The sequence below is a fragment of the Alteraurantiacibacter aestuarii genome (genome assembly GCF_039523595.1).
In the GTDB taxonomy this organism is placed as follows: Bacteria; Pseudomonadota; Alphaproteobacteria; order Sphingomonadales; family Sphingomonadaceae; genus Alteraurantiacibacter; species Alteraurantiacibacter aestuarii.
Window position 1 is genome coordinate 370827 of sequence record NZ_BAAAFP010000002.1, and the last position, 21878, is coordinate 392704.

The 21878-nt window shown below is 63.5% G+C and carries 23 protein-coding genes, 1 tRNA gene, 1 rRNA gene and 1 pseudogene; 14 read left to right on the top strand and 12 right to left on the bottom strand.

The features are described 5' to 3' along the window. Positions 1 to 31: 31 nt before the first annotated feature. A 5S ribosomal RNA gene (rrf, locus tag ABDZ98_RS05420) occupies positions 32 to 146 on the top strand. A gap of 147 nt (positions 147 to 293) precedes the next feature. Further along, positions 294 to 370: transfer RNA gene (locus ABDZ98_RS05425), tRNA-Met, on the top strand. Between the two features lie 134 nt (positions 371 to 504). Here ABDZ98_RS05425 and ABDZ98_RS05430 read toward each other — a convergent pair. Further along, entirely contained in the window at positions 505 to 852 is a 348-nt protein-coding gene (locus ABDZ98_RS05430) for an ArsR/SmtB family transcription factor (RefSeq protein WP_160589394.1), read from the bottom strand. Next, entirely contained in the window at positions 849 to 1484 is a 636-nt protein-coding gene (locus ABDZ98_RS05435) for a peroxiredoxin (RefSeq protein WP_160589395.1), read from the bottom strand. Before ABDZ98_RS05435 ends, ABDZ98_RS05430 begins: the two co-directional genes overlap by 4 nt. Positions 1485 to 1565: 81 nt before the next feature. Between ABDZ98_RS05435 and ABDZ98_RS05440 the strand changes: the two genes are divergently transcribed. The 10 genes and pseudogenes from ABDZ98_RS05440 to ligD all read left to right on the top strand — a co-directional run. Then, positions 1566 to 2492, top strand: coding sequence for an MBL fold metallo-hydrolase (locus ABDZ98_RS05440; protein ID WP_160589396.1), 927 nt, complete (start codon positions 1566 to 1568; stop codon positions 2490 to 2492). Then, positions 2489 to 2935, top strand: a complete 447-nt coding sequence (locus ABDZ98_RS05445; protein WP_160589397.1) for a YeeE/YedE family protein — start codon at positions 2489 to 2491, stop codon at positions 2933 to 2935. The genes ABDZ98_RS05440 and ABDZ98_RS05445 overlap by 4 nt, the downstream gene beginning before the upstream one ends. Continuing rightward, positions 2935 to 3348: a DUF6691 family protein gene (locus tag ABDZ98_RS05450; RefSeq protein ID WP_202385893.1), complete on the top strand. Its 414-nt coding sequence runs from the start codon at positions 2935 to 2937 to the stop codon at positions 3346 to 3348. The genes ABDZ98_RS05445 and ABDZ98_RS05450 overlap by 1 nt, the downstream gene beginning before the upstream one ends. Positions 3349 to 3398: 50 nt before the next feature. Further along, positions 3399 to 4613, top strand: a complete 1215-nt coding sequence (locus tag ABDZ98_RS05455) for an NAD(P)/FAD-dependent oxidoreductase (RefSeq protein ID WP_160589399.1) — start codon at positions 3399 to 3401, stop codon at positions 4611 to 4613. A 38-nt stretch (positions 4614 to 4651) separates the two neighbouring features. After that, the gene (locus ABDZ98_RS05460) at positions 4652 to 6409 is read left to right on the top strand and encodes a SulP family inorganic anion transporter (protein WP_160589400.1); all 1758 of its coding nucleotides are present in this window, start codon (positions 4652 to 4654) and stop codon (positions 6407 to 6409) included. Further along, positions 6409 to 6552, top strand: coding sequence for a transposase (locus ABDZ98_RS05465; protein ID WP_160589401.1), 144 nt, complete (start codon positions 6409 to 6411; stop codon positions 6550 to 6552). The genes ABDZ98_RS05460 and ABDZ98_RS05465 overlap by 1 nt, the downstream gene beginning before the upstream one ends. Before the next feature lie 22 nt (positions 6553 to 6574). After that, a complete protein-coding gene (locus ABDZ98_RS05470; RefSeq protein ID WP_160589402.1) occupies positions 6575 to 8020 on the top strand; it encodes a cytochrome ubiquinol oxidase subunit I in 1446 nt (481 codons plus the stop codon). Further along, on the top strand, positions 8017 to 9018 hold the full coding sequence (gene cydB, locus ABDZ98_RS05475) for a cytochrome d ubiquinol oxidase subunit II (RefSeq protein ID WP_160589403.1): 1002 nt from the start codon (positions 8017 to 8019) through the stop codon (positions 9016 to 9018). The genes ABDZ98_RS05470 and cydB overlap by 4 nt, the downstream gene beginning before the upstream one ends. After that, on the top strand, positions 9018 to 9143 hold the full coding sequence (locus ABDZ98_RS05480) for a DUF2474 domain-containing protein (RefSeq protein ID WP_160589404.1): 126 nt from the start codon (positions 9018 to 9020) through the stop codon (positions 9141 to 9143). The genes cydB and ABDZ98_RS05480 overlap by 1 nt, the downstream gene beginning before the upstream one ends. A gap of 79 nt (positions 9144 to 9222) precedes the next feature. Then, positions 9223 to 10080: pseudogene (gene ligD / locus ABDZ98_RS05485) on the top strand (non-homologous end-joining DNA ligase); the annotation flags it as partial. A gap of 7 nt (positions 10081 to 10087) precedes the next feature. On the opposite strand, the gene ABDZ98_RS05490 reads toward ligD, so the two are convergent. Beyond that, positions 10088 to 12316 (bottom strand): beta-glucosidase family protein, encoded by a 2229-nt coding sequence (locus ABDZ98_RS05490; protein ID WP_160589406.1) that lies wholly within the window; start codon positions 12314 to 12316, stop codon positions 10088 to 10090. 146 nt (positions 12317 to 12462) lie between these two features. Here ABDZ98_RS05490 and ABDZ98_RS05495 point away from each other — a divergent pair, with 146 nt between their 5' ends. Together ABDZ98_RS05495 and ABDZ98_RS05500 are read left to right on the top strand one after the other, a co-directional pair. Beyond that, positions 12463 to 13785 (top strand): alkaline phosphatase PhoX, encoded by a 1323-nt coding sequence (locus ABDZ98_RS05495; RefSeq protein ID WP_160589407.1) that lies wholly within the window; start codon positions 12463 to 12465, stop codon positions 13783 to 13785. A gap of 23 nt (positions 13786 to 13808) precedes the next feature. Beyond that, entirely contained in the window at positions 13809 to 14465 is a 657-nt protein-coding gene (locus tag ABDZ98_RS05500) for an O-methyltransferase (protein WP_160589408.1), read from the top strand. Between the two features lie 18 nt (positions 14466 to 14483). Here the strand turns inward: ABDZ98_RS05500 and ABDZ98_RS05505 are convergent, their stop codons facing one another. The 9 genes from ABDZ98_RS05505 to ABDZ98_RS05545 are packed head-to-tail and all read right to left on the bottom strand — an operon-like array spanning position 14484 to position 21850. Next, entirely contained in the window at positions 14484 to 14867 is a 384-nt protein-coding gene (locus tag ABDZ98_RS05505) for a VOC family protein (RefSeq protein WP_160589409.1), read from the bottom strand. A 33-nt stretch (positions 14868 to 14900) separates the two neighbouring features. Next, entirely contained in the window at positions 14901 to 15635 is a 735-nt protein-coding gene (locus ABDZ98_RS05510) for a 3'(2'),5'-bisphosphate nucleotidase CysQ (protein ID WP_160589410.1), read from the bottom strand. Then, the gene (locus tag ABDZ98_RS05515; RefSeq protein WP_160589411.1) at positions 15632 to 15922 is read right to left on the bottom strand and encodes a DUF2061 domain-containing protein; all 291 of its coding nucleotides are present in this window, start codon (positions 15920 to 15922) and stop codon (positions 15632 to 15634) included. Before ABDZ98_RS05515 ends, ABDZ98_RS05510 begins: the two co-directional genes overlap by 4 nt. Positions 15923 to 15933: 11 nt before the next feature. After that, positions 15934 to 17880, bottom strand: a complete 1947-nt coding sequence (cysN, locus tag ABDZ98_RS05520) for a sulfate adenylyltransferase subunit CysN (protein ID WP_160589412.1) — start codon at positions 17878 to 17880, stop codon at positions 15934 to 15936. Then, positions 17880 to 18806, bottom strand: coding sequence for a sulfate adenylyltransferase subunit CysD (gene cysD, locus ABDZ98_RS05525; RefSeq protein ID WP_337190138.1), 927 nt, complete (start codon positions 18804 to 18806; stop codon positions 17880 to 17882). Before cysD ends, cysN begins: the two co-directional genes overlap by 1 nt. A 57-nt stretch (positions 18807 to 18863) precedes the next feature. Next, positions 18864 to 19919 (bottom strand): enoyl-CoA hydratase/isomerase family protein, encoded by a 1056-nt coding sequence (locus ABDZ98_RS05530; RefSeq protein ID WP_160589414.1) that lies wholly within the window; start codon positions 19917 to 19919, stop codon positions 18864 to 18866. Further along, positions 19916 to 21085 carry an acyl-CoA dehydrogenase family protein gene (locus ABDZ98_RS05535; RefSeq protein ID WP_160589415.1) on the bottom strand — a complete coding sequence of 390 codons (1170 nt, stop codon included), beginning with the start codon at positions 21083 to 21085 and terminating at the stop codon, positions 19916 to 19918. Before ABDZ98_RS05535 ends, ABDZ98_RS05530 begins: the two co-directional genes overlap by 4 nt. A gap of 8 nt (positions 21086 to 21093) precedes the next feature. Further along, on the bottom strand, positions 21094 to 21543 hold the full coding sequence (locus ABDZ98_RS05540; protein ID WP_337190128.1) for a Rid family hydrolase: 450 nt from the start codon (positions 21541 to 21543) through the stop codon (positions 21094 to 21096). Further along, positions 21536 to 21850 (bottom strand): I78 family peptidase inhibitor, encoded by a 315-nt coding sequence (locus ABDZ98_RS05545; RefSeq protein WP_160589416.1) that lies wholly within the window; start codon positions 21848 to 21850, stop codon positions 21536 to 21538. Before ABDZ98_RS05545 ends, ABDZ98_RS05540 begins: the two co-directional genes overlap by 8 nt. Positions 21851 to 21878: the final 28 nt, after the last annotated feature.

The window sequence follows — 21878 nt, forward strand, 5'->3', positions numbered from 1 at the left end:
TTAAAACCTTGCCCGCACACCGGCTTCATTGCTTGGTGGTCATAGCGTCTGTGACCCACCCGATCCCATCTCGAACTCGGCCGTGAAACCAGACAGCGCCGATGGTACTAGTGCTCAAGCACTGGAAGAGTAGGACGCCGCCAGGCATTGTAGCCGGTGGGCAGCAAGGTAACCCATTCACAAGTCAAAGGGCTGTCCTTCAAGGACGGCCCTTTTGGCGTCTCTATCCTTTGCGATTTTGAGGCGTTTTCAGGCCTCCGGACCCATTCGGTTCCGACAGGCCAGTTTGGTGCCGCGGGGTGGAGCAGTCCGGTAGCTCGTCAGGCTCATAACCTGAAGGTCGTTGGTTCAAATCCAACCCCCGCAACCACCAATAGATACAAATACAACAGCAAGCCGTCCCGATGGGGCGGCTTTTTTGCGTTTGGGTTCGGGTTCTTGAAATTGCCCCGACGGTTCGGGAACTGCGCAGCTGGCTGCGGGCCGGAATCCGAGGCTTGCTGGTTATCGGCCCAAGCGGGCGAACACGGCGGCGCCGGAGCGGCGCTTGTGCGGCGATGCGGGATTTGCAGGCGCTCCGCCGTCTTGCGGCGCAAGTATTGCGATTGCCTGCTGGACCTGTGCCAGCTGCTCCAGTTCCAGCGCATAATAGACCTGCTTGGCCTCGCGCCTTGTGGTGACCAGGTCTGCCTTGCGCAGAACCGCCAGCTGTTGTGACAAGGCGGGCTGGCCAATTCCGCTCGCCTCCTCGATCTCACCGACATTGCGCTCACCGCCGGCAAGTGCGGCCAGGATGCGGTAGCGTACCGGATGGCCCAATGCCTTGAAGGCCTCGATCGGGGCCTCACTCATGAGTCATTGCCTCGGGCGAGGAACCAGTCCGTTGGATTGTCCTTGCTGAACAGCGTGTCCAGATTGGCGTCCGGCTGATCGAGCAGGGCGTCACCCGGCTTCCAGCCTTGCGGTGCCAATTTGCCGGTTTCGTCTGCGGCCCTGAGGGCGGCGAGTGTGCGCAGCATCTCCTCAACCGATCGCCCGACATTGAGCGGATAGCAGGCAAGTGCGCGGATTGTCCCCTCGGGATCGATGAAGAAATTGGTCCGCACGGTGGAGCTGTCATGCGCATCGGGTGAGACCATTCCATAGGCCTTGCCGACAACCAGCGTGGGATCTTCAATGATCGGAAAGCGCACTTCCACTCCGAACCGGTCATAGATCGCGCGGACCCAGGCGAAGTGCGAATAAAGACTGTCCACCGACAGTGCCAGCAGCGCGCAATCCATCGCCGCGAACCGGTCGGACGCCTGCGAGAGGGCGACGAATTCGCTGGTGCACACGGGCGTGAAATCGGCCGGGTGGGAGAACAGCAGCACCCATTTTCCGCGAAAGTCAGACAGGCTGACCGGACCAGCGGTGCTGCGTGCGGTAAAATCCGGAGCGGCGTCACCAATGCGCAGGCAATGGCGGTGTTCGTTATCTTCCATGACACTGTGGCTAGCATCTTGACATTCGCATGGCAATACACATACATAATATATGTAAATATGTTCCAAGGGGTTCCGATTATGACCGACCATGTGCTGAAGCAGGCTGTCGAGCAGATAGAATCGACATTGAGTGATTCCGCCAAGAAGCCCACGATTGCGGGGTTTTTTGACGAGGCAACCTATACGATAACCTATGTAGTGAGTGATCCCGCCACAAGCGAGGCGGCCATCATCGACTCGGTTCTCGATTACCGGGCGAACTCTGGCCGGACCTCCTTCGCCTCCGCCGACAAGATTATCGAATATGTTAATTCGAATAAACTGAAGGTGACGTGGCTGCTGGAAACACATGCCCATGCCGATCATCTTTCCGCCGCACCCTATCTGCAGGAGAAGCTGGGCGGCAAGCTGGCGATCGGTCAGCAGATCACCCATGTGCAGAACGTCTTCGGCAAGCTTTTCAATGCCGGTAGCGATTTTCAGCGTGATGGTTCGCAGTTCGATCATCTGTTCGAGGATGGCCACACCTTCAAGGTCGGCTCCATCCCGGCAATCTCGTTGCATGTGCCCGGCCATACGCCGGCAGACATGGCCTATGTCATCGGCGATGCGGTGTTCCTGGGCGATACGATGTTCATGCCTGACTATGGCACCGCCCGGGCGGATTTCCCCGGCGGCGATGCGCGGCAACTGTATCAGTCGATCCGCCGCCTGCTGAAGCTTCCACGCGAAACGCGCCTGTTCATGTGCCATGATTACAAGGCACCGGGACGCGATACCTATGCGTGGGAATCCACGGTGGGCGCGCAGATTGACGGCAATGTCCACGTCCATGAGGGCGTGAGCGAGGATGAGTTCGTGGCCATGCGCACTGCGCGTGATGCCACGCTGGACCTGCCCGATCTGATCATGCCATCGGTGCAGGTGAACATCCGCGGCGGCCATCTGCCGGAGCCGGAAGATAATGGTGTGAGCTACATCAAGATCCCTGTGAACGCGGTATGATCATCCCCGGCTTTCCAGATGCGCAGCCCATACAGGGCCTTGTCGGTGGCCTGATGATCGGGCTTTCGGCGGCCATCATGCTGCTGGGTGCCGGCCGGATTGCCGGCGTCAGCGGCGTGCTGGCGCGTGCCACAGGCATCGCCAAGAGCTCCATGCCCCGGAGCATGTCCATCTATTTCGTGGTTGGTTTGGTGCTGGGCGGTCTCGCCTTTGCATTGGCCTTCGGTCCGGTTGCGGCGAGTTATCCCCCCTCCCTATCCCTGCTCGCCGCAGCCGGACTGATCGTTGGCATCGGCACGCGCCTGGGCAGTGGCTGCACCAGCGGGCACGGCGTGTGCGGACTGTCGCGCCTGTCGCGCCGCTCGGTGGTCGCCACCGCAACTTTCATGGTCAGCGGCATTGTGACCGTGGCCGTGGTCAATGCGCTTGGAGGTGGCTGGTGATGAAGAACCTGATCGGCCTTGTCTCCGGACTGATATTCGGCATCGGCCTGACGCTTTCGGGCATGACGGACCCTTCGCGCGTGCGCGGCTTCCTCGATCTGTTTGGTGATTGGGACCCGACGCTGGCCTTCGTGATGGGCGGCGCCATTCTAGTGATGGGCCCGGCCTGGCTGATCCAGCGCCGCATGGCCCAACCGCTGGGTGACAGCGCCTTCCACCTGCCGGGCACGCAAAATCTCGACGGCAAGCTGATTGGCGGCGCGGCCCTGTTCGGCATTGGCTGGGGCCTGGGCGGATTGTGTCCGGGACCGGCTGTTGCCGCGCTCGGCACGGCGCCGCTGGCCGCAGGGGTGTTCGTGATCGCCATGCTTGCTGGCATGATGGTGCACAGTTGGGCGATCGACAGAATGTGAGCTGACGCAGCGCAAATATCTGCGCAGCGCCCGGATGAGAGGACAGGAAAATGGCCGAGATCAAGCACCAGATAGTCGTTGTAGGCGGCGGTTCGGCAGGCATTGCCGTGGCCGCGAGCATGTTGCGGCGCCGGCCCAGTCTCGACATCGCCATTGTCGATGCCGCGACCGAGCATTTCTACCAGCCGGGCTGGACGATGGTGGGTGGCGGCATTTTCGAAGCGCCCGTTACCCGCAGGACGATGGCCAGCGTAATCCCCAAGGGCACGACCTGGATCCAGCAGGCGGTGGCCAGTTTCGATCCTGCCAACAACCAGCTCACCACCGAAAACGGCGATGTGCTGAGCTATGATCTGCTGATCGCGGCACCGGGCATCAAGCTCGACTGGGGCCAGATCGCCGGTGTTGAGGAGACGCTGGGCAAGAACGGCGTCACCTCCAATTACCGTTTCGACCTTGCCCCCTATACGTGGGAACTGGTGCGCAAGCTGAAAGGCGGAACGGCGCTGTTCACCCAGCCGCCGATGCCGATCAAATGCGCTGGCGCTCCGCAAAAGAGCATGTACCTGTCATGCGATGCGTGGCGCAGGGCGGGCGTTCTGGATAATATGACGGTGCAGTTCCGCAACGCTGGCGGCGCGCTGTTCGGCATCAAGGAATATGTCCCCGCGCTGATGGAATATGTCGACAAATACGGCATTGAACTGAAGCTGGAGAGCAATCTGATCGCGGTCGATGGACCGAACCAGATCGCCACTTTCGCCACCAGGGACGGTGAGGAGAAGGTGAAGTTCGACATGATCCATGTCGTCCCCCCGCAGGTCGCGCCCGATTTCATCCGCAACAGCCCGCTGGCGGCCGAGAACGGCTTTGTCGAGGTCGACCAGTACAGCCTGCAACACACCCGCTTCCCCAATGTCTTCGGCCTTGGCGACGGGTGCAGCGCGCCCAATGCCAAGACCGCCGCAGCCGCGCGCAAGCAGGCTCCGGTGGTGGCGATGAACGCGCTGGCGGTGATCGACGGCAAGAAGCCTTTCGCTGCCTATGACGGATATGGCTCGTGCCCGCTGACGGTGGAACGCGGCAAGATCGTGCTGGCTGAATTCGGCTATGGCGGTGTGCTGCAACCCAGCTTCCCCACCTGGCTGATTGACGGCACCAAGGCCTCTCGCCTGTCGTGGATACTGAAGGCCGATGCGCTGCCGTGGATTTACTGGAACGGCATGCTCAAGGGCCGCGAGTGGCTGGCCGGTCCCGGCAAGTGATCGCCTGAGAGGGCAAGCAGCTTCAAGTCAGGGGCATCATGCTGAAGAGATATTTTCCAATCCTGGAATGGGGTGCGCAATATAGCCGCGCCACCCTGAGCGCAGACATGCTGGCGGCGGTGATCGTCACCATCATGCTGATCCCGCAAAGCCTGGCCTATGCACTGCTGGCGGGTCTGCCGCCAGTCGTGGGCCTGTATGCCTCCATCCTGCCGCTGGTGGCCTATGCCATTTTCGGCACCAGCCGCACGCTGGCGGTGGGACCGGTGGCGGTGGTCAGCCTGATGACCGCATCTGCCGCGGGCGCGGTGGCGGCGCAGGGTTCGGCCGAATATCTGCAAGCGGCGATCACGCTGGCGGCATTGTCGGGCGTGATGCTGGCGGTGCTGGGCCTGCTGCGCCTGGGCTTCCTGGCCAACCTGCTGTCGCATCCGGTGATCGCCGGTTTCATCACCGCCAGCGGTATCCTGATCGCCACCAGCCAGCTGCGCCATGTGCTGGGCATTGCCGGCGGCGGTGAGAACTGGCCGGACATGCTCACCTCGCTGGCGCAGAATATCACCACGGTGAACTGGCCCACGCTGGTTATCGGCGGGCTGGCCGTGGCTTTCCTGTTCTGGGTGCGAAAGGGCTTTGCGCCCTTGCTGCAAAAGACCGGGATGAGTGAAAAGACCGCAGTCATGGCCGCCAAGGCAGGTCCGGTGATCGCAGTCGCGCTGACGATCGTTGCGGTGATCGTGCTGGGGCTGGCGGACAAGGGCGTGAAACTGGTGGGCGCTGTCCCGCAAGGCATGCCGCCGTTCTCCGTGCCGAGCATGAACCTGGGCCTGATTTCCCAGCTGTGGGTGCCCGCGCTGCTGATTTCCATCATCGGCTTTGTTGAAAGCGTCTCCGTTGCCCAGACACTGGCCGCCAAGCGCCGCCAGCGCATCGCGCCCGATCAGGAACTGGTGGGCCTTGGCGCGGCCAATATCGCTGCGGCCTTTTCCGGCGGCTATCCGGTGACCGGCGGCTTCGCCCGCTCCGTGGTCAATTTCGATGCCGGTGCGCAGACGCCTGCCGCAGGGGCCTATACCGCCGTGGGCATTGCGCTGGCATCGCTGTTCCTCACGCCGCTGCTGTTCAACCTGCCCATTGCCACGCTGGCCGCGACCATCATTGTCGCCGTGCTCAGCCTGGTCGACGTGAAGACGCCGGTGCGGCTGTGGCGCTATTCCAAGGGCGATTTTGCCGCCCATGTCGCCACCATCGGCATGACCTTGCTGGCCGGCGTGGAAATGGGTGTGATCTCGGGCGTTTGCGTGGGCCTGCTGCTGTATCTGTGGAAGGCCTCGCGCCCGCATGCCGCCATCGTTGGCCGTGTGCCGGAGACCGAGCATTTCCGCAACGTGGAGCGGCACAAGGTGCTGACCCTGCCGCATCTGCTGTCCATCCGCATCGATGAAAGCCTCACCTATCTCAATGCCCGCTGGCTGGAGGAATATGTGCTGGAGCGCGTGGCCGAAAAGCCGGAGCTGCGCCACGTCATCCTGATGTGCAGCGCGGTCAACGCTATCGATGCCACCGGGCTGGAAAGCCTGGAGGCGATCAACCACCGGCTGGGCGATGGCGGCATTGGCCTGCACCTGTCGGAGGTCAAGGGACCGGTGATGGACCGGCTGAAGGACACGCATTTCCTGGAGGAGCTGAACGGCAAGGTGTTCCTGTCACAGGACAGCGCCTGGTCCCAGCTGGCCAGTGACGATGGCTCTCCGGCCGAACCCAAAGACCAGTATCTTGCAAGAGGAATGATTTGATGGCGCGGATCGAAAACAAGGATCAGAAGTGCCAGCAGATCGAGCGGATGATTGCTGCGGGCAAGGGCGTGACCGAAGCCTGCCGCGAATTCGGCATATCGGAGAAGACCCTGTACCGCTGGCGCAAGGCCGCCACCAACTGATTACACTCGAAGAGGATCACTCATGATCGAGTCCGTTGATGCGCTGATACTGGCGCGTATCCAGTTCGCCTTTACGATCAGCTTCCACTTCATCTTCCCGGCCTTTTCGATCGGTGTGGCAAGCTATCTTGCCGTGCTGGAAGGCCTGTGGCTGAAGACCGGCAAACCGGTCTATCTCGACCTGTTCAAATACTGGCTGAAGATCTTCGCCATCGCCTTTGCCATGGGCGTCGTCTCGGGCATCGTGATGTCGTACCAGTTCGGCACCAACTGGTCGGTCTTCTCGGACGTGGCGGGGCCGGTGATAGGGCCGCTGATGGCTTACGAGGTGCTGACCGCCTTTTTCCTGGAGGCCGGCTTTCTGGGCGTGATGCTGTTCGGCATGGATAAGGTGGGCAGGAAGCTGCACTTCTTTGCCACGCTGATGGTGGCGGCGGGCACATTCGTCTCCGCCTTCTGGATCCTCTCGGTCAACAGCTGGATGCAGACGCCGACCGGTTTTGAGCTGGCCGCCAATGGCCAGTACCTGCCGGGGCCGAGCTGGTGGGCGATCATCTTCAACCCCAGCTTTCTCTATCGGCTGGTGCACACGGTCACCGCCGCATATCTCACCACCGCTTTCGTTGTCGGCGCGGTGGGCGCGTTCCACCTGCTGAAAGATCGCACCAGCCAGCACGCGCGCACCATGTTCTCCATGGCGATGTGGATGGCCGCGCTGGTGGCCCCGGTGCAGATTTTCGTGGGCGACATGCACGGCCTCAACACGATGGAGCACCAGCCGCAAAAGGTGATGGCGATGGAAGGCCATTATGACAGCCACCCGGACGGTGCGCCCTTCTACGTCTTCGGTATTCCCAATGACGAGGAGCAGCGGCTGGACTGGGCGCTGGGCATTCCCAAGCTTTCCAGCCTGATCCTCAAGCATGATCTGAATGCGCCGCTGGCCGGGCTGGACACTATTCCCGATGACGAGCAGCCGCCCGTGTTCATCGTCTTCTGGGCTTTCCGCATCATGGTCGCGATCGGTGTGGCCATGCTGGGCATCGGGGTGTGGAGCCTGCTCGCCCGCATGCGCGGCAAGCTGTATGACTGGAGCTGGCTGCACCGCGCCGCGCTGGTGATGGGCCCGTCCGGCTTCGTTGCCGTGATTGCCGGCTGGGCGACCACCGAAGTGGGCCGCCAGCCTTATGTGATCTATGGCCTGCTGCGTACGGCGGATGCCGCCAGTCCGCTGGCAGCGCCCGCCATTGCCGCATCGCTGCTGGCCTTTGTCGTCGTCTATTTCGCGGTCTTCTCCGTCGGCACATGGTATTTGCTGCGGCTGATGAGCGCTGCGCCCAAGGCGCATGAGACGGGTGTCAAACGCGGCGACAAGGGGCCGATCCGCACCGCCGGTATCACCCCGGGACCAACGCAGAACCCGGGCCAGTCGCAAGTGCTGCCAGCCGACGAGGGAGATGCCCGATGAGCATCGATCTGACCACCATCTGGGCCTTCATCATCGCTTTTGGCATTTTTGCCTATGTGGTGATGGACGGGTTCGACCTTGGCATCGGCATATTGTTCCCCGCCTTCCAGCCGGGCGAAGGCCGTAACCGGGCGATGAACAGCATCGCGCCCTTCTGGGACGGGAACGAGACCTGGCTGGTGCTGGGCGGCGGCGGACTTTTCGCAGCCTTTCCGCTGGCCTATGCGATCATCTTGCCCGCCACCTATCCACTGATCATCGCCATGCTGCTGGGCCTGGTGTTTCGCGGCGTGGCGTTTGAATATCGCTGGCGTGACGAGGCGCACCGGCCGTTCTGGGACATGGCCTTCATGGGCGGATCGCTGCTCGCCGCCCTGTCTCAGGGCATGGTGCTGGGCGCGCTGCTGCAAGGTATTACCGTGGAAGGCCGCGCCTATGCCGGCAGCTGGTTTGACTGGCTCACCCCCTACACATTGCTGACCGGGCTGGGCACGGTGGCTGGCTATGCGCTGCTCGGCGCGTGCTGGCTGGTGTGGCGGCTGGAAGACGATTTGCAGGAAAAGGCCCGGCGGCTGGCCCTGCGCGCCGGCCTTGCCACCGCAGGGCTGATGGGCGCGGTCAGCCTGTATAATCTGGCGCTGCGGCCCGAATATGCGGAGCGCTGGCTGACGGCACCCGAAGTCTACTGGGCAGCGCCGGTGCCGATCCTGACCGCCATCGTGGCGATCTTCCTGTGGCGTTCGCTGAAGGGCAAGGCGGAAAGCGCGCCTTTCTGGCTGTCGCTCGGCCTGTTCTTCCTCGGCATGCTGGGGCTGGGGGTCACGATCTGGCCCAATGTCGTCCCGCCCGATGTCACCATCTGGGATGCCGCCGCCCCCTATCGCAGCCAGGTCTTCATGCTGGTGGGTGTGGCCATCACCATGCCGCTGATCATTGGCTATACCGCATGGGCATACTGGGTGTTTCGCGGCAAGGTGGGCAAGGACGGATACCACTGATGGAGCCTTCGCCCGCCGATCAGTCACCCTTGTGGAAGCGCCTCGCGTGGATGGCGGCGATCTGGGGTGTGAGCGTGGCCGCGCTGGGCGTGGTGGCCTTCATCCTGCGCAGCTGGATCGCCTGAGCACACGCCTGACGGCAGGTCGCGCCTATCGCAAGGCCGCGCGGCGTGGCATCATCCGCGCATGACCGATGCGGAGCCGCGAATTACTAGCCGCGACCGGGTGATTTTTCCCGATAGCGGGCAGACCAAAGGTGATCTGGCCGATTATTATGCGGCCATCGCCCCGTTGATGCTGCCGTTTGTTGCCCTGCGCCCGATCAGCCTGGTGCGCTGTCCGCAGGGACGGGCAAAGAAGTGCTTCTACCAGAAGCATGACAGCGGCGGTTTCGGTCCGCATGTGCACACCATCGCGATCACGGAAAAGAGCGGCAAGACGCAGGATTACCTCTATGTCCCGGATGCGGCGGGCCTGCTCGCCTGCGTGCAGATGGGCACGATCGAGTTCCATCCCTGGCCCAGCACCTGCGCCGATCTGGAGGCCCCCGACAGGCTGGTTTTCGACCTCGATCCGGGTGAGGGAATCGGCTTTGCGCAGGTCCGGCAGGCCGCATTCGCCATTCGCGAAAGGCTGTTGTCCTGCAGCCTTGCCAGCTTTGCCATGCTGACAGGCGGCAAGGGCCTGCATGTGGTGGTGCCGCTGCGTGCGGGCCATTCGTGGGACCGGCACCGGCAATTCGCCAGGGATCTGGCCACAGGCATGAGTGCGCAGGAACCGGACCGCTTTACCGCCAGCATCAGCAAGGCGGGCCGACAGGGGCGCATCTTCATCGATTACCTGCGCAACCAGCGCGGCAATACCGCAGTCGCGCCCTATTCAGCCCGCGCGCGCGCCGGCGCTCCGGTAGCGGCTCCGGTGACGTGGGAGGAACTGGCCGACATTGCCGGACCGCAGGTTTTTGCGATTGGCGATGCCGCGCAATTGCTCCTCCGCGCGCAGGGCGGGGCGCTGTCCGGCTGGGGCGTGGCCGACCAGCAAATGCCTGCCATCACCCTCTAGTTGGGGCCTAATTCGGGCGCCATTGCGGGGACAGGTGGCTGGCGGGCAGGGCGATCTGTGTGCTTGCTGCGATATCGCGCGAACTCTCACCCACCGAAACCCGGTACGTGCCCGCCGCGCGGCTCCAGCCCGGATTGGCATTGTCCCACATCGCCAGCAGGCGCGGATCGACCGCCACGCTGACCAGCTGCGTCTCTCCCGGATCGAGCCTGATCTTGGCATATCCGCCCAGCCTTTGCGGCGCTTCCCAGCCATCCCCGGAGACATAGACCTGCGCCGCATCGGCCCCGGCCACGTCGCCTGAATTGGTGATGGAGAATGTCGCCACCAGTCCCTCGCCTGCGCGGGTGACGGTGAGGTTGCCGTATTCGAAATCAGTATAGGAAAGGCCGTGACCGAAGGGGAACAGCGGCTCCAGCCCTTCACGGTCGAACCATTTATAGCCCACTGCCGCACCTTCGGAATAGACCACGTCGCCTGCGTGGGGCGCGTCTGGATGGGGCAACTGGTCAAGCGAGCGCGGGAAGGTGGCGGGCAGGTGGCCGGACGGATTGACCGCGCCGGTCAGGATATTGGCAATCGCTGCGCCGCCCATGCGGCCGGGATACCAGGCCTCCACGATTGCGGCGACATTGTCGGCCCACGGCATCAGCACCGGTCCGCCGGTTTGCAGCACCACGATGGTGTTGCGATTGTTCAGCGCCACCGATTCGATCAGCGTGTCGTCCTCGATATACAGCGGCACGTCGATGCTTTCGCTGGCCCATTGGGTACCGAAAACAATCACCACATCGGCCTGATTGGCGACCGCCGCCGCCGCCTCGTGATCGCGCCCGTCGTGATAGGTGATGCGCGCCTGGGGCAGCAGGGTGCGCAGTTCCTCCAACGGGCTGGACGGGTAATAGACCACCGGACCCGGCCAGCCGGTCGGCTCCAGCCCCGGTACGGCATTTTCGCCATCGGGATAGACCTGGCTCGACCCGCCGCCAGACAGCACGCCCGCATCGGCATGGCCGCCGATCACCGCAATGCGTTGCGCGCTGGCGGCCAGCGGCAGGATGTTGCCGTCATTCTTCAGCAGCACGATCCCGCTTTCGGCATCGGACTGGCTGACTGCGCGATTGGTGCCGAAATCGATGAAATTGCCCTCGCTCACCGGATCGTCGATCAGGCCGTGGGCGAACATGGTGCGCAGGATACGGCTGACCATCAGGTCTATCCGCGTCATGTCGATCTCGCCTGCATCCAGCGCGGCCTTCAACTTGTCGGCGGCGAACCAGCCGGCGCGTTGCAGGCCCAGTCCAGATTCCTGATCCAGCCCGGCATTGGCGGAAGCCGCGGTGGAATGCACCGCGCCCCAGTCCGACAGGACATATCCGGGCCAGTTCCATTCACCGCGCAGAACCTGCGTGAGCAGGAAGGGATGTTCGCAGGCGTGCGGTCCGTTGATGCGGTTATAGGCGCACATCACCGATCCCGGCTGGCCGATCTCATGGGCGATCTGGAAGGCGAGCAGGTCGCTCATCCGCATGGCGCCCTCTTCAAGCACCGAATTGCCATTGCCGCGATCGGTTTCCTGATCGTTGACGGCAAAATGCTTGGAGGTGGAGATGATCCGGTTCGATTGCACACCGGCAATCTGTGCGCCCACAATTGTTCCGGCCAGCAGCGGGTCCTCACCCGCATATTCGAAATTGCGGCCATTGCGCGGCTCTCGCATCAGGTTGACGCTGCCGCCCAGCAGCACGTTGAAACCATCGGCGCGCGCCTCCCGCCCGATCATCGCGCCGCCGGCAAAGGCGATGTCGCGGTCCCATGTGGCGGCGGTTGCCAGCCCCGATGGCAGGGCGGTTCGCGCTCGCTTGACCGGCGCGCCGCCCTGCGTGGCGACACCCAGCCCGGCATCGGCCTGCCACTGTGCGGGAATGCCCAGCCTCTCGATCCCCGGAACATATCCGGCAGAGCCATCGCGCGCATTGGGGTCCGCAGTAAAGCGCGCGGGTCCAAAATCCTCTCCGAAATAGCCCATCAGCATGGCCAGCTTTTCCGCATGGGTCATCTGCGCCAGCATGGTGGCGGCGCGCTCGTCCGGCGTGCCGCTGGTGTCGGCTGCCATGATGATCGGCAGGCTGGCTGCGTCCTGCGCCATCAACGGTGGGGCCAGCGGTGCGGCCAGCGCCAGAGCCGACGTGCCCAGCGCCAGCCCGAGCGAACGAAGTATGCGCGTCTCGATCATCAAATCCTCACTTCCCGGCTGGCATATCAGCACAGCTTGCCTGCGGTGTCATCAACAGCGCGGATGACATTTTGCCGTAAAGTGTGTGGTCCAAGACGTGCAGGGAGGGTAACGTCCGCCCCAACATGTCCAGCCGGGAAACTGCTATGTCCGCCGATCGCCGCCAATTCCTCCGTGTTACCGGCAGCGCCTTTGCTGCACTGGCCGCCGCAGGCTGCGCCGGCAGGTCTGGTGGCGCGCTCACCGCGCTGGCCCCGGCAGACAGTTATGGCGGGCTGATCGCCGATCCCGCTGGCCTGCTGGACCTGCCGCGCGGCTTTTCCTACCGCGTGGTTTCCGCGCTGGGCGATGCGATGGACGATGGCGGCACCGTGCCCGACCGCGCCGATGGCATGGGCTGTTTCGACCTTGGCAACGGCCAGATCGCGCTGGTCCGCAACCATGAATTGCAGCCGCAGAACGATGCGGGCGGCGCCACCGGCCCCGCCTTCGATACCGTGGCGCGCAGCCTGATCCCGCTGCCGGGCGGCACCACCACCATCGTGATGGATGCGGCCACGCTGGAAGTGCAGCAGCAATATCGCTCGCTCGCCGGAACGATCCGCAATTGCGCGGGCGGCGTCACTCCGTGGGGCAGCTGGCTCAGCTGTGAGGAGAACACCTCGAAGGCCGACGGCAGCATCAACCGCGATCATGGCTGGGTGTTCGAAGTGCCGGCCGATGCCGGGCGGCAGGTGCAGCCGGTTCCGCTCACCGCGATGGGCCGCTTCAACCATGAGGCTGCCTGCGTCGATCCGGCCAGCGGCATCATCTATATGACAGAGGACCGCGACGACAGCGTGCTCTATCGCTTCATCCCGCGCTTTCCGGGACGGCTGGCTGAAGGCGGTACGTTGCAGGCGCTGGTGGTGGAAGGCATCGCCGACACCCGCAACTGGGACGGTGCGCACATGCAGCCGGGCCAGACAGCCGGTGGCCGGTGGATCACGCTGGACGATGTGGAATCGCCCGAAGACGATCTGCGCACGCGCGCACACGCCATGGGCGCGGCCCTTTTCGCGCGCGGCGAAGGCATGTGGATGGGCGAGGGGGAGTTCTTCTTCACCTGCACCAGCGGCGGCACGGCCCGCCAGGGGCAGATATTCCGCATGCGCCCGACCATGCACGGCATCGATACGCTGGAGCTGTTTTACGAGAGTACGGACAGCGACGTGTTCAGCTTTGGCGACAACATCACTATTGCTCCCGATGGCCACCTGATCGTGTGCGAGGATCAATATACCGCCATTGTCGACAACCATCTGCGCGGCGTGACGCCGGACGGCGAGGCCTATGCCTTTGCCCGCCTGCGGGTGCAGACAGAACCGGCGGGCGCCTGCTTCTCGCCCGATGGCCGCACACTTTTCGTCAACGCCTATTCCCCCACGCGCACGCTGGCGATCACCGGCCCGTGGAAATGGCTCAGCTGAACTGACAGACAGGCAATATACACATGACCGATCCCCAATTCACCAATCCCGCCGCTCAGGCGGTGTTCGAGCAATATCAGGCGCGGCTCCAGCAGGAACGCGATCTGACCAGCGACCTGCCGCGCGCGAGCTTTGGTGATCGGCGGGACGAATTCCTGCTGCCCGTGGGTGCGGAGGTGGGGAATTTCCTGCGTGCGCTGGCAATCGGGCGTGAGGCCAGGACGATCCTGGAGCTGGGCACATCCTATGGCTTTTCCACCCTGTTCCTGGCCGATGCCGCGCGCCAGTGCGGGGGCCGGGTGATCTCCATCGATAGCGAGGCGCACAAGCAGGACCACGCCCGCGCCATGCTGGAACAGGCAGGCCTTGCCGAATATGTGGAATTTCGCTGCGGCGATGCGGTGGCTCTGGTCGAGCAGTCTGACGAGCAGTTCGATGTCGTCCTGCTCGACATCTGGAAGAACCTGTACGTCGCCTGTTTCGAAGCGGTCTATCCGCGCCTGCCCGAAGGCGGCGTGCTGGTGTCCGACAACATGATCTATCCCGAAGGCGCGCGCGAGGCGACGCGGGCGCTGCGCCAGGCGATTGCCGCCAAGCCCGACCTGCAGACCAGCCTGCTGATGATGGGAAGCGGCGTGGAACTGACGGTGAAATGGAGCCCGGACAGCGACATGCTGTAAGCGCCACCCTTGCATGACCTAGCCGATCGGCGGTTCCTGCGTCAGCGACAGCAAATTGCCGTCAGGATCGCGGAACCAGGCGACCTTGGCGCCATCGGGAACGGTCCACACCATTGCTGCGTCCTGTTCGACCATGTCGAATTCCTCGAATTCCACGTCGTAATCGCGCAGCCGTTCGATCTCGGCATAGATATCGGTCACGAACCAGCCGAACGATGTGTAGGGCACCGGCACCATTCGCGGCACCTTCTGGATGCGCAACTGGTGGCCGCAATCGTTGAAGATGATGGCAAAGGGCGTTTCGGCCACCAGCGACAGGCCGATGACATCGCGGTAGAAGGCCAGCGCCTGTTCTGCCTTTGCCGTGGCGATGAAGGAAACCGGGCGGCGGTCTATCGTCATGTCCGGAAAATCCCCCCTTCGCCTGCGATGCGGTCAGATTTTCGCCACCAGATCGAGCACTTTTTCGGCCCATTCGGGGCGGCAGATCAGCAGGTCGGGCATCCACGTATCCGGCTGGTTATAGACCATCGGGCTGCCATCGATCCGGCTGCAATGCAGGCCATGCGCGCGCGCCACGGCCACCGGTGCGCAGCTGTCCCATTCATACTGCCCGCCGGAATGGAGGTAGATTTCCGCCTCTCCGCGCACCACCGCCATCGCCTTGGCACCGGCGCTGCCCATGGCAACCAGCTCTCCACCCAGTGCCTCGGCCACGGCCACGGCTTCTGCGGCGGGCCTTGTGCGGCTGACCACCAGCCGCGGTGTGGCGGCGGCAGGGGGCAGGGGGCTTGTCTGGTCCGTGCGCAGGACGATCCCGTCATCAAGGCCGGGGAGGGCGACTGCGCCGATAGTGGCCAGGCCGTCTATCGCCAGGCCCACATGCACCGCCCAGTCAGACCGCGCCTCGCCATATTCGCGCGTGCCGTCCACCGGATCGACAATCCACACGCGCGACTTGCCCAGCCGCTCTGCGGTATCCTTGCTTTCCTCTGACAGCAGGCCGTCATCGGGGCGCTGCTGGCGCAGGGCGTGGACCAGGAACTGGTTGGCGGTCTGGTCGCCCGCCTTGCCCAGCGCCTTGCCTTCGAACATGCCGCTGTCGCGCACCTGCAAGAGAATGCGTCCGGCCACCTGGGCCAGATGGGCAGCGAGTTGTGCGTCTGTCATTGTCCGCCTTCTTCGATCACTTCGGCTATGGTCGGCTTTACCTGCCCGGCGTCCAGCGCCTCTTCCTCACTCGCAAATCCCCAGCCGACCGAGCTCCAGGCGCGTTCATGCACGTAATAGAGGATCATCTTGGTCAGCACTTCGGTGGTGGCGATGGCACCTGCCGCCTTGGGGCTGCCGGTGAAGAACCAGCTGAGCAGGAACGTGTCTATCGATCCCAGAACGCGCCAGCTGATGGCTTTCACCAGTGACCGGCTGTGCTTTTCGCGGCCCGAGAACAAGAACATGGCTGCCGCGCCTAACCCGAGCCGAGCAGCTGGTCGATCACCAGGTCTGCGGCCTCTTCGGGGGTCATGGCAGTCGTATCGATACGGATTTCGGGGCTCTCCGGTTCCTCATAGGGACTGTCGATCCCGGTGAAGTTCTTAAGCTGCCCTGCGCGCGCCTTCTTGTACAGGCCCTTCACGTCGCGCGCCTCGGCCACGGCCAGCGGCGTATCGACGAAGACCTCGATGAATTCGCCGCCCGGAAGCATGTCGCGCACCATCTGCCGCTCGGCGCGGAACGGGCTGATGAAGGCGGTGATCACGATCAGCCCAGCATCGGCCATCAGCCGCGCCACTTCGCCCACGCGGCGGATATTCTCGATCCGGTCGCTCTCGGTAAAGCCCAGATCCTTGTTCAGCCCGTGGCGGACATTGTCCCCGTCCAGCAGGAAAGTGTGCCGGTTCATCCGGAACAGCTTCTTCTCCACCAGATTGGCGATGGTCGATTTGCCCGATCCCGACAGGCCGGTGAACCACAGCACGGCGGGCCGCTGGTTCTTCATCGCCGCATGCTGGTCACGCGTGATGTCGACCGATTGCCAGTGCACGTTCTGCGCCCGGCGCAGGCTGAAATTGATCGTGCCTGCACCCACGGTGGCATTGGTGATCTTGTCGATCAGGATGAAGCCGCCCAGCGCGCGGCTGGTTTCATAGGCTTCGAAGGTGATCGGCTTGTCGGTGGTGACTTCCACCACGCCGATGGAGTTCAGCTTCAGCGTCTTGGCTGCCAGATGCTCCATCGAGTTGATATCGATTTCGAACTTGGGCTGCTGGATTGTGGCGCTGACCTGCTGCGATGCCAGCTTGAGCCAGTACCCGCGACCGGGGATCAGGTCCTCCTCGCTCATCCACACCAGATTGGCTTCGAACTGGTCGGCGCTTTCGGGAGGATCGCCCGCCGCCGCGATCACGCTGCCGCGTGAGCAATCGACTTCGTCCGTCAGGCAGATGGTGACCGATTCGCCGGCCACGGCCTCGGCCATTTCGCCGCTGTCCTTGCTGCCCGGCTTCGGCATGGTGATGATGGACTTGACCGTGCTGGTCTTGCCCGAAGGGACGATCCGCACTTCGTCACCCGGCTTTACGGCGCCCGATGCGATCAGGCCGGAAAAGCCGCGGAAGTCCAGGTTGGGGCGGTTGACCCATTGCACCGGCATGCGGAACGGGCGTGCCTGCGCCGCGGTGTTGGCGATCTCCACGCTTTCCAGATGGTCGATCAGGCTGGGGCCTGAATACCACGGCGTGTTGGCCGATGGTGCGGCGGTGATGTTGTCCCCCTTGAAGCCCGAAATCGGGATGGGGGTGAACTCGGCAATGCCGATTTCCCTGGCGAAATCGCGGTAATCGGCCACGATCCGATCGAAGGTGGACTGATCGTAATCGACCAAGTCCATCTTGTTCACCGCCAGCACGATATGCTTGATGCCCACCAGATTGGCGAGGAAGCTGTGGCGCTTGGTCTGCACCAGCACGCCCTTGCGCGCATCGATCAGGATCACCGCCAGATCGGCGGTGGAGGCCCCGGTCACCATGTTGCGGGTATATTGTTCATGCCCCGGCGTATCGGCGACGATGAACTTGCGCTTTTCGGTGCTGAAGAAGCGATAGGCGACATCGATGGTGATGCCCTGTTCGCGCTCGGCCGCCAGGCCATCCACCAGCAGGGCGAAATCGATCTCCTGCCCCTGCGTGCCCACGCGCTTGCTGTCCGCTTCCAGTGCGGCCAGCTGGTCTTCGAAGATCATCTTGGAATCGTACAGCAGCCGCCCGATCAGCGTGCTCTTGCCATCGTCCACGCTGCCGCAGGTGATGAACCGCAGCAGGCCCTTGTTCTGGTGCGTTTCCAGATAGGCCTCGATATCCTCTGCGATCAGCGCATCGGTCTGATAGACGGGATCGGAACCGGGAAGGTCAGCCATCAGAAATAGCCCTCCTGCTTCTTCTTCTCCATCGAAGCGTCACCGCCATCCTTGTCGATCACCCGTCCTTCGCGTTCGCTGGTAGTGGTCAGCAGCATTTCCTGCACCACTTCGGCCAGCGTGGCGGCGGTGCTTTCAACCGCGCCGGTCAGCGGGAAGCAGCCAAGCGTGCGGAAGCGCACCGAGCGATTGGTGATTTCGGGCAATTTGCCCATGACCTTTTCCAGCCGCTCCGGATCGTCGGCCATGAACAGGCCGCCGTCGTGCACATAAGTGGGGCGCTGCGCGGCAAAATACAGCGGCACGATCTCGATATTCTCGGCCATGATGTATTGCCAGATGTCCAGCTCGGTCCAGTTGGACAGCGGGAAGACGCGGATGCTCTCCCCCTTGGCCTTGCGCGTGTTGTACAGGTTCCACAGCTCGGGCCGCTGGTTCTTCGGGTCCCAGCCGTGGCTGGCGGTGCGGAAGGAGAAGATGCGCTCCTTCGCGCGGCTCTTTTCCTCATCGCGGCGCGCGCCGCCAAAGGCAGCATCGAAGCCGTGCAGGTTGAGCGCCTGCTTCAGCCCCTCTGTCTTCCACATATCGGTGTGCAGCGGACCGTGATCGAACGGGTTGATCCCGCGCTCGGTCGCTTCGGGGTTCTGATGGACGATCAGTTCCATTCCCGCATCCGCCGCGCTCTTTTCGCGCAGGGCATACATGTCCTTGAACTTCCACGTGGTGTCGACATGCATCAGCGGAAAGGGCGGGGGCGAGGGATAGAACGCCTTCTTGGCCAGATGCAGCATCACTGCACTGTCCTTGCCGATGGAATAGAGCATGACCGGCTTGGTCGCCTCTGCCGCCACTTCACGCATGATGTGGATGCTTTCGGCTTCGAGCCGCTGGAGATGGGTAAGGCTTTTCATTGCACCAAGCGCAATGGCGGTGGTGCGGGCGCATCGCAAGTGCTGGCGATGGCGAGAATTTCTTTCAAGCCTTCAATCTGCGAGTGCAAGCGGGGTCCATTCCTCCCCCGGCGGCAGCGGGGCAAAGATCGCATCCAGCATCTCCTCGCTCACGGCTTCGGCCTGGCCGGGCTTCCATTTCGGGCGGTTATCCTTGTCCACCAGCACCGCGCGCACGCCATCGATGAAGTCATGCCGCATGATCATGCGCGCGGCCAGCGCGTATTCGCGCGCCATCTCGCCAGCGAAATCAGCGGGCGCGCTGGCAAATTGCCGCAGCGCCACCTTGGCGCTGGTGGGGCATTTGCTGGTGACCGCGGCCAGTTCCTTGCCCGCCCATCTGGAGGTGTCCGCCTTCAGCGCGGCGATGATGGCTTCCAGCGTATCGGGGCCGAACAGGCGTTCGATAGGCTCGGCATTGCCCGCCAGCCGCGGCTGGGGCGATGGGGAGGACAGGTCAGTCAGTATTTCCGCAGCGGCGGCCGGCTCTGCCGCGATCAGCGCCTTGGCCTCCTCCACGTCCTCGCTGGCGAGGTAATGGGTGGCGATCCCCGCCCACAGGCATTCCGCCCCGTCCAGCCTTGCGCCGGTCAGCGCCATGAACTTGCCGATCTGGCCGGGCAGGCGCGGCAGATACCAGCCCGCGCCCACGTCCGGGAACAGGCCGATGGCCCCTTCGGGCATGGCGAACAGGGTATTTTCCGTTGCCACGCGCAGGCTGGCGGGCAGGGCAATGCCCACACCGCCGCCCATCGTCACCCCGTCCATGAAGCTGATCACCGGCCTGGGATAGGTGAACAGCAGGTGGTTGAGGCGATATTCGGCCATGAAGAAGGCGCGGCCCGCCTTGCCGCCATCCTCCAGCGCGGAACTGCGCACCATCGCCACATCGCCGCCTGCACAAAAGCCGCGCGTGTGCGGGGCATGGTCGATCACCACCGCCGCCACGCTGGCATCACCGCGCCATTGCAGCAGCGCCGCGATCATCGCCTCGCACATCTCCAGAGTCAGCGAATTGAGCGCCTTGGCGCGGCTCAGCGATATATGGCCGATGGCCCCTTCGCGCCGGGCCATGATATCCGATGTCATTCTTTCAGCAGGTCCCGTCCAATAATCATCCGCATGATCTGGTTGGTGCCTTCAAGGATCGAATGCACGCGCAGATCGCGCCAGAAGCGTTCAACAGGATAATCCATCAGATAGCCATAGCCGCCGTGCAATTGCAGCGCGCGGTCCGCCACCGCGCTGCCGGTATCGGTGGCCAGCCGCTTGGCCATGGCGGCAAAACGGGTCTTGTCGGGTGAGCCATCCGTCACCTTGGCGGCGGCCAGATACAGCAGCGCGCGCGCCGCCTCCAGTTCGGTCGCCATGTCGGCCAGCGTGAACTGGGTGTTCTGGAAGGCGGCAATGGGCTTGCCGAATTGCTGGCGGGTCCTGGTGTAGGCGATGGCTTCGTCCAGGCAGCGCTGCGCCCCGCCCAGCGAACAGGCGCCGATGTTCAGCCGCCCGCCATCCAGCCCGGCCATGGCGATGGAGAAGCCTGTGCCTTCTGCGCCAACCAGATTGGCGGCGGGCACTTTTACATTGTCGAAAATCACGCTGGCGGTGGGCTGGGCGTGCCAGCCGGTCTTGCGCTCGGGCGCGCCGAAGGAAACGCCCGCCATGTCCTTCTCGATCAGCAGGCAGGAGATGCCTTTCGGTCCGTCCTCGCCTGTTTTCATCCCCGTGCGCACCCCCGTCCTCACCATGGTGAAATACAGGTCGTTCACGCCCGCGCCGGATATGAACTGCTTGGTGCCGTTGACGATGTAGTGATCGCCTTCGCGCACCGCCGTGGTCCTCAGCGCCGCCGCATCGGACCCGCTGGACGGTTCCGTCAGGCAGTATGAGGCGAACAGGTCCATCCCCACCATCTGCGGCAGGAAGCGCGCTTTCAGATCGTCAGAACCGTAGGTGTCGAGCATCCATGCGGCCATGTTGTGGATGGAGATGAAGGCGCTGGTGGCCGGGCAGCCATAGGCCATCGCCTCCATGATCAGCGCCGATTCCAGCCGCCCCAGGCCGATCCCGCCATTGTCCTGGCTGACATAGATCGCGCCAAAGCCCAGCTGCGCCGCCTGCCGGATCACGTCGAGCGGGAAGATATGCTCCTCATCCCACCTAGCGGCGTGGGGCGTGATGTTGTCGGCGGTAAAGCGCCGCGCCATGTCCTGAATGGCGAGCTGGTCTTCGGTAAGCTGGAACTGGCCGGTCATGCCGCGCGCTACTGCCCCGCGCCGATGATCGCTTCGGCCTCGATCTCCACCTTGAAGGCGGGACCGGCGAGCGCGGATATGGCCACCAGCGTGCCCGTTGGCCGCGCATGGCCGCAGGCGGCGGTGAAGGCATTGGTGACAATTTGCGCATCGGCGATATCGGTCACGAACATGCGCACGCGCACCAGGTCTGCCGATGATCCGCCCAGCTGCTGGATATAGTCGATGATCTGTTCAAAGCAGCGTTCCGCCTGCCGTCCGGCATCATCCGAAATACTGCCATCTGCCTCGACGCCGATATTGCCCGAAACGATGATGCGGTTGTCCACGCGGATGGCGCGGGTGAACTTGGCCGTTTCCTCAAACGGCGAGAGCGGCGGGATGCGCTGGCGGCCATCATTCGGACCATTGGCGTTAGGACTATTGGCGTTAGGCCCATTATTGCTTGCTTCAGCCACAGGAGATCCTCTCAATCATCATGGTCGCGTCATAGGAAACGGTCAGCCGGTCGGGGCGGTAATCCATCGTCACCGCGGTGCCGGGCGGAACCCAGCGCAGCACGCGCGCGCCGGTCTGGGTGAGCAAGGTCGCGCCCAGTTCCTGCGTCGCCCTCTGGCCAATCAGGTCCTGCACGCCGGCTGCATCGCATTGCCCTTGCGGTTCGCGGGCGGGGTATTCCTCCTCCTGCGCGGAGACGGTGGAGCAGGCCGGCAACAGCGCCAGTGCGGCAACAGGGGCGATGAGCGGCAGGATCAATCGTGTCATGGCGAGCATCCTAGCGCGGGCAGTGGCT

Coding starts and splice junctions, on each gene's coding strand:
- ABDZ98_RS05430 (WP_160589394.1), bottom strand. CDS start 852: ATGAGTGAGGCCCCGATCGAGGCCTTCAAGGCATTGGGCCATCCGGTA.
- ABDZ98_RS05435 (WP_160589395.1), bottom strand. CDS start 1,484: ATGGAAGATAACGAACACCGCCATTGCCTGCGCATTGGTGACGCCGCT.
- ABDZ98_RS05440 (WP_160589396.1), top strand. CDS start 1,566: ATGACCGACCATGTGCTGAAGCAGGCTGTCGAGCAGATAGAATCGACA.
- ABDZ98_RS05445 (WP_160589397.1), top strand. CDS start 2,489: ATGATCATCCCCGGCTTTCCAGATGCGCAGCCCATACAGGGCCTTGTC.
- ABDZ98_RS05450 (WP_202385893.1), top strand. CDS start 2,935: ATGAAGAACCTGATCGGCCTTGTCTCCGGACTGATATTCGGCATCGGC.
- ABDZ98_RS05455 (WP_160589399.1), top strand. CDS start 3,399: ATGGCCGAGATCAAGCACCAGATAGTCGTTGTAGGCGGCGGTTCGGCA.
- ABDZ98_RS05460 (WP_160589400.1), top strand. CDS start 4,652: ATGCTGAAGAGATATTTTCCAATCCTGGAATGGGGTGCGCAATATAGC.
- ABDZ98_RS05465 (WP_160589401.1), top strand. CDS start 6,409: ATGGCGCGGATCGAAAACAAGGATCAGAAGTGCCAGCAGATCGAGCGG.
- ABDZ98_RS05470 (WP_160589402.1), top strand. CDS start 6,575: ATGATCGAGTCCGTTGATGCGCTGATACTGGCGCGTATCCAGTTCGCC.
- cydB (WP_160589403.1), top strand. CDS start 8,017: ATGAGCATCGATCTGACCACCATCTGGGCCTTCATCATCGCTTTTGGC.
- ABDZ98_RS05480 (WP_160589404.1), top strand. CDS start 9,018: ATGGAGCCTTCGCCCGCCGATCAGTCACCCTTGTGGAAGCGCCTCGCG.
- ABDZ98_RS05490 (WP_160589406.1), bottom strand. CDS start 12,316: ATGATCGAGACGCGCATACTTCGTTCGCTCGGGCTGGCGCTGGGCACG.
- ABDZ98_RS05495 (WP_160589407.1), top strand. CDS start 12,463: ATGTCCGCCGATCGCCGCCAATTCCTCCGTGTTACCGGCAGCGCCTTT.
- ABDZ98_RS05500 (WP_160589408.1), top strand. CDS start 13,809: ATGACCGATCCCCAATTCACCAATCCCGCCGCTCAGGCGGTGTTCGAG.
- ABDZ98_RS05505 (WP_160589409.1), bottom strand. CDS start 14,867: ATGACGATAGACCGCCGCCCGGTTTCCTTCATCGCCACGGCAAAGGCA.
- ABDZ98_RS05510 (WP_160589410.1), bottom strand. CDS start 15,635: ATGACAGACGCACAACTCGCTGCCCATCTGGCCCAGGTGGCCGGACGC.
- ABDZ98_RS05515 (WP_160589411.1), bottom strand. CDS start 15,922: ATGTTCTTGTTCTCGGGCCGCGAAAAGCACAGCCGGTCACTGGTGAAA.
- cysN (WP_160589412.1), bottom strand. CDS start 17,880: ATGGCTGACCTTCCCGGTTCCGATCCCGTCTATCAGACCGATGCGCTG.
- ABDZ98_RS05530 (WP_160589414.1), bottom strand. CDS start 19,919: ATGACATCGGATATCATGGCCCGGCGCGAAGGGGCCATCGGCCATATA.
- ABDZ98_RS05535 (WP_160589415.1), bottom strand. CDS start 21,085: ATGACCGGCCAGTTCCAGCTTACCGAAGACCAGCTCGCCATTCAGGAC.
- ABDZ98_RS05545 (WP_160589416.1), bottom strand. CDS start 21,850: ATGACACGATTGATCCTGCCGCTCATCGCCCCTGTTGCCGCACTGGCG.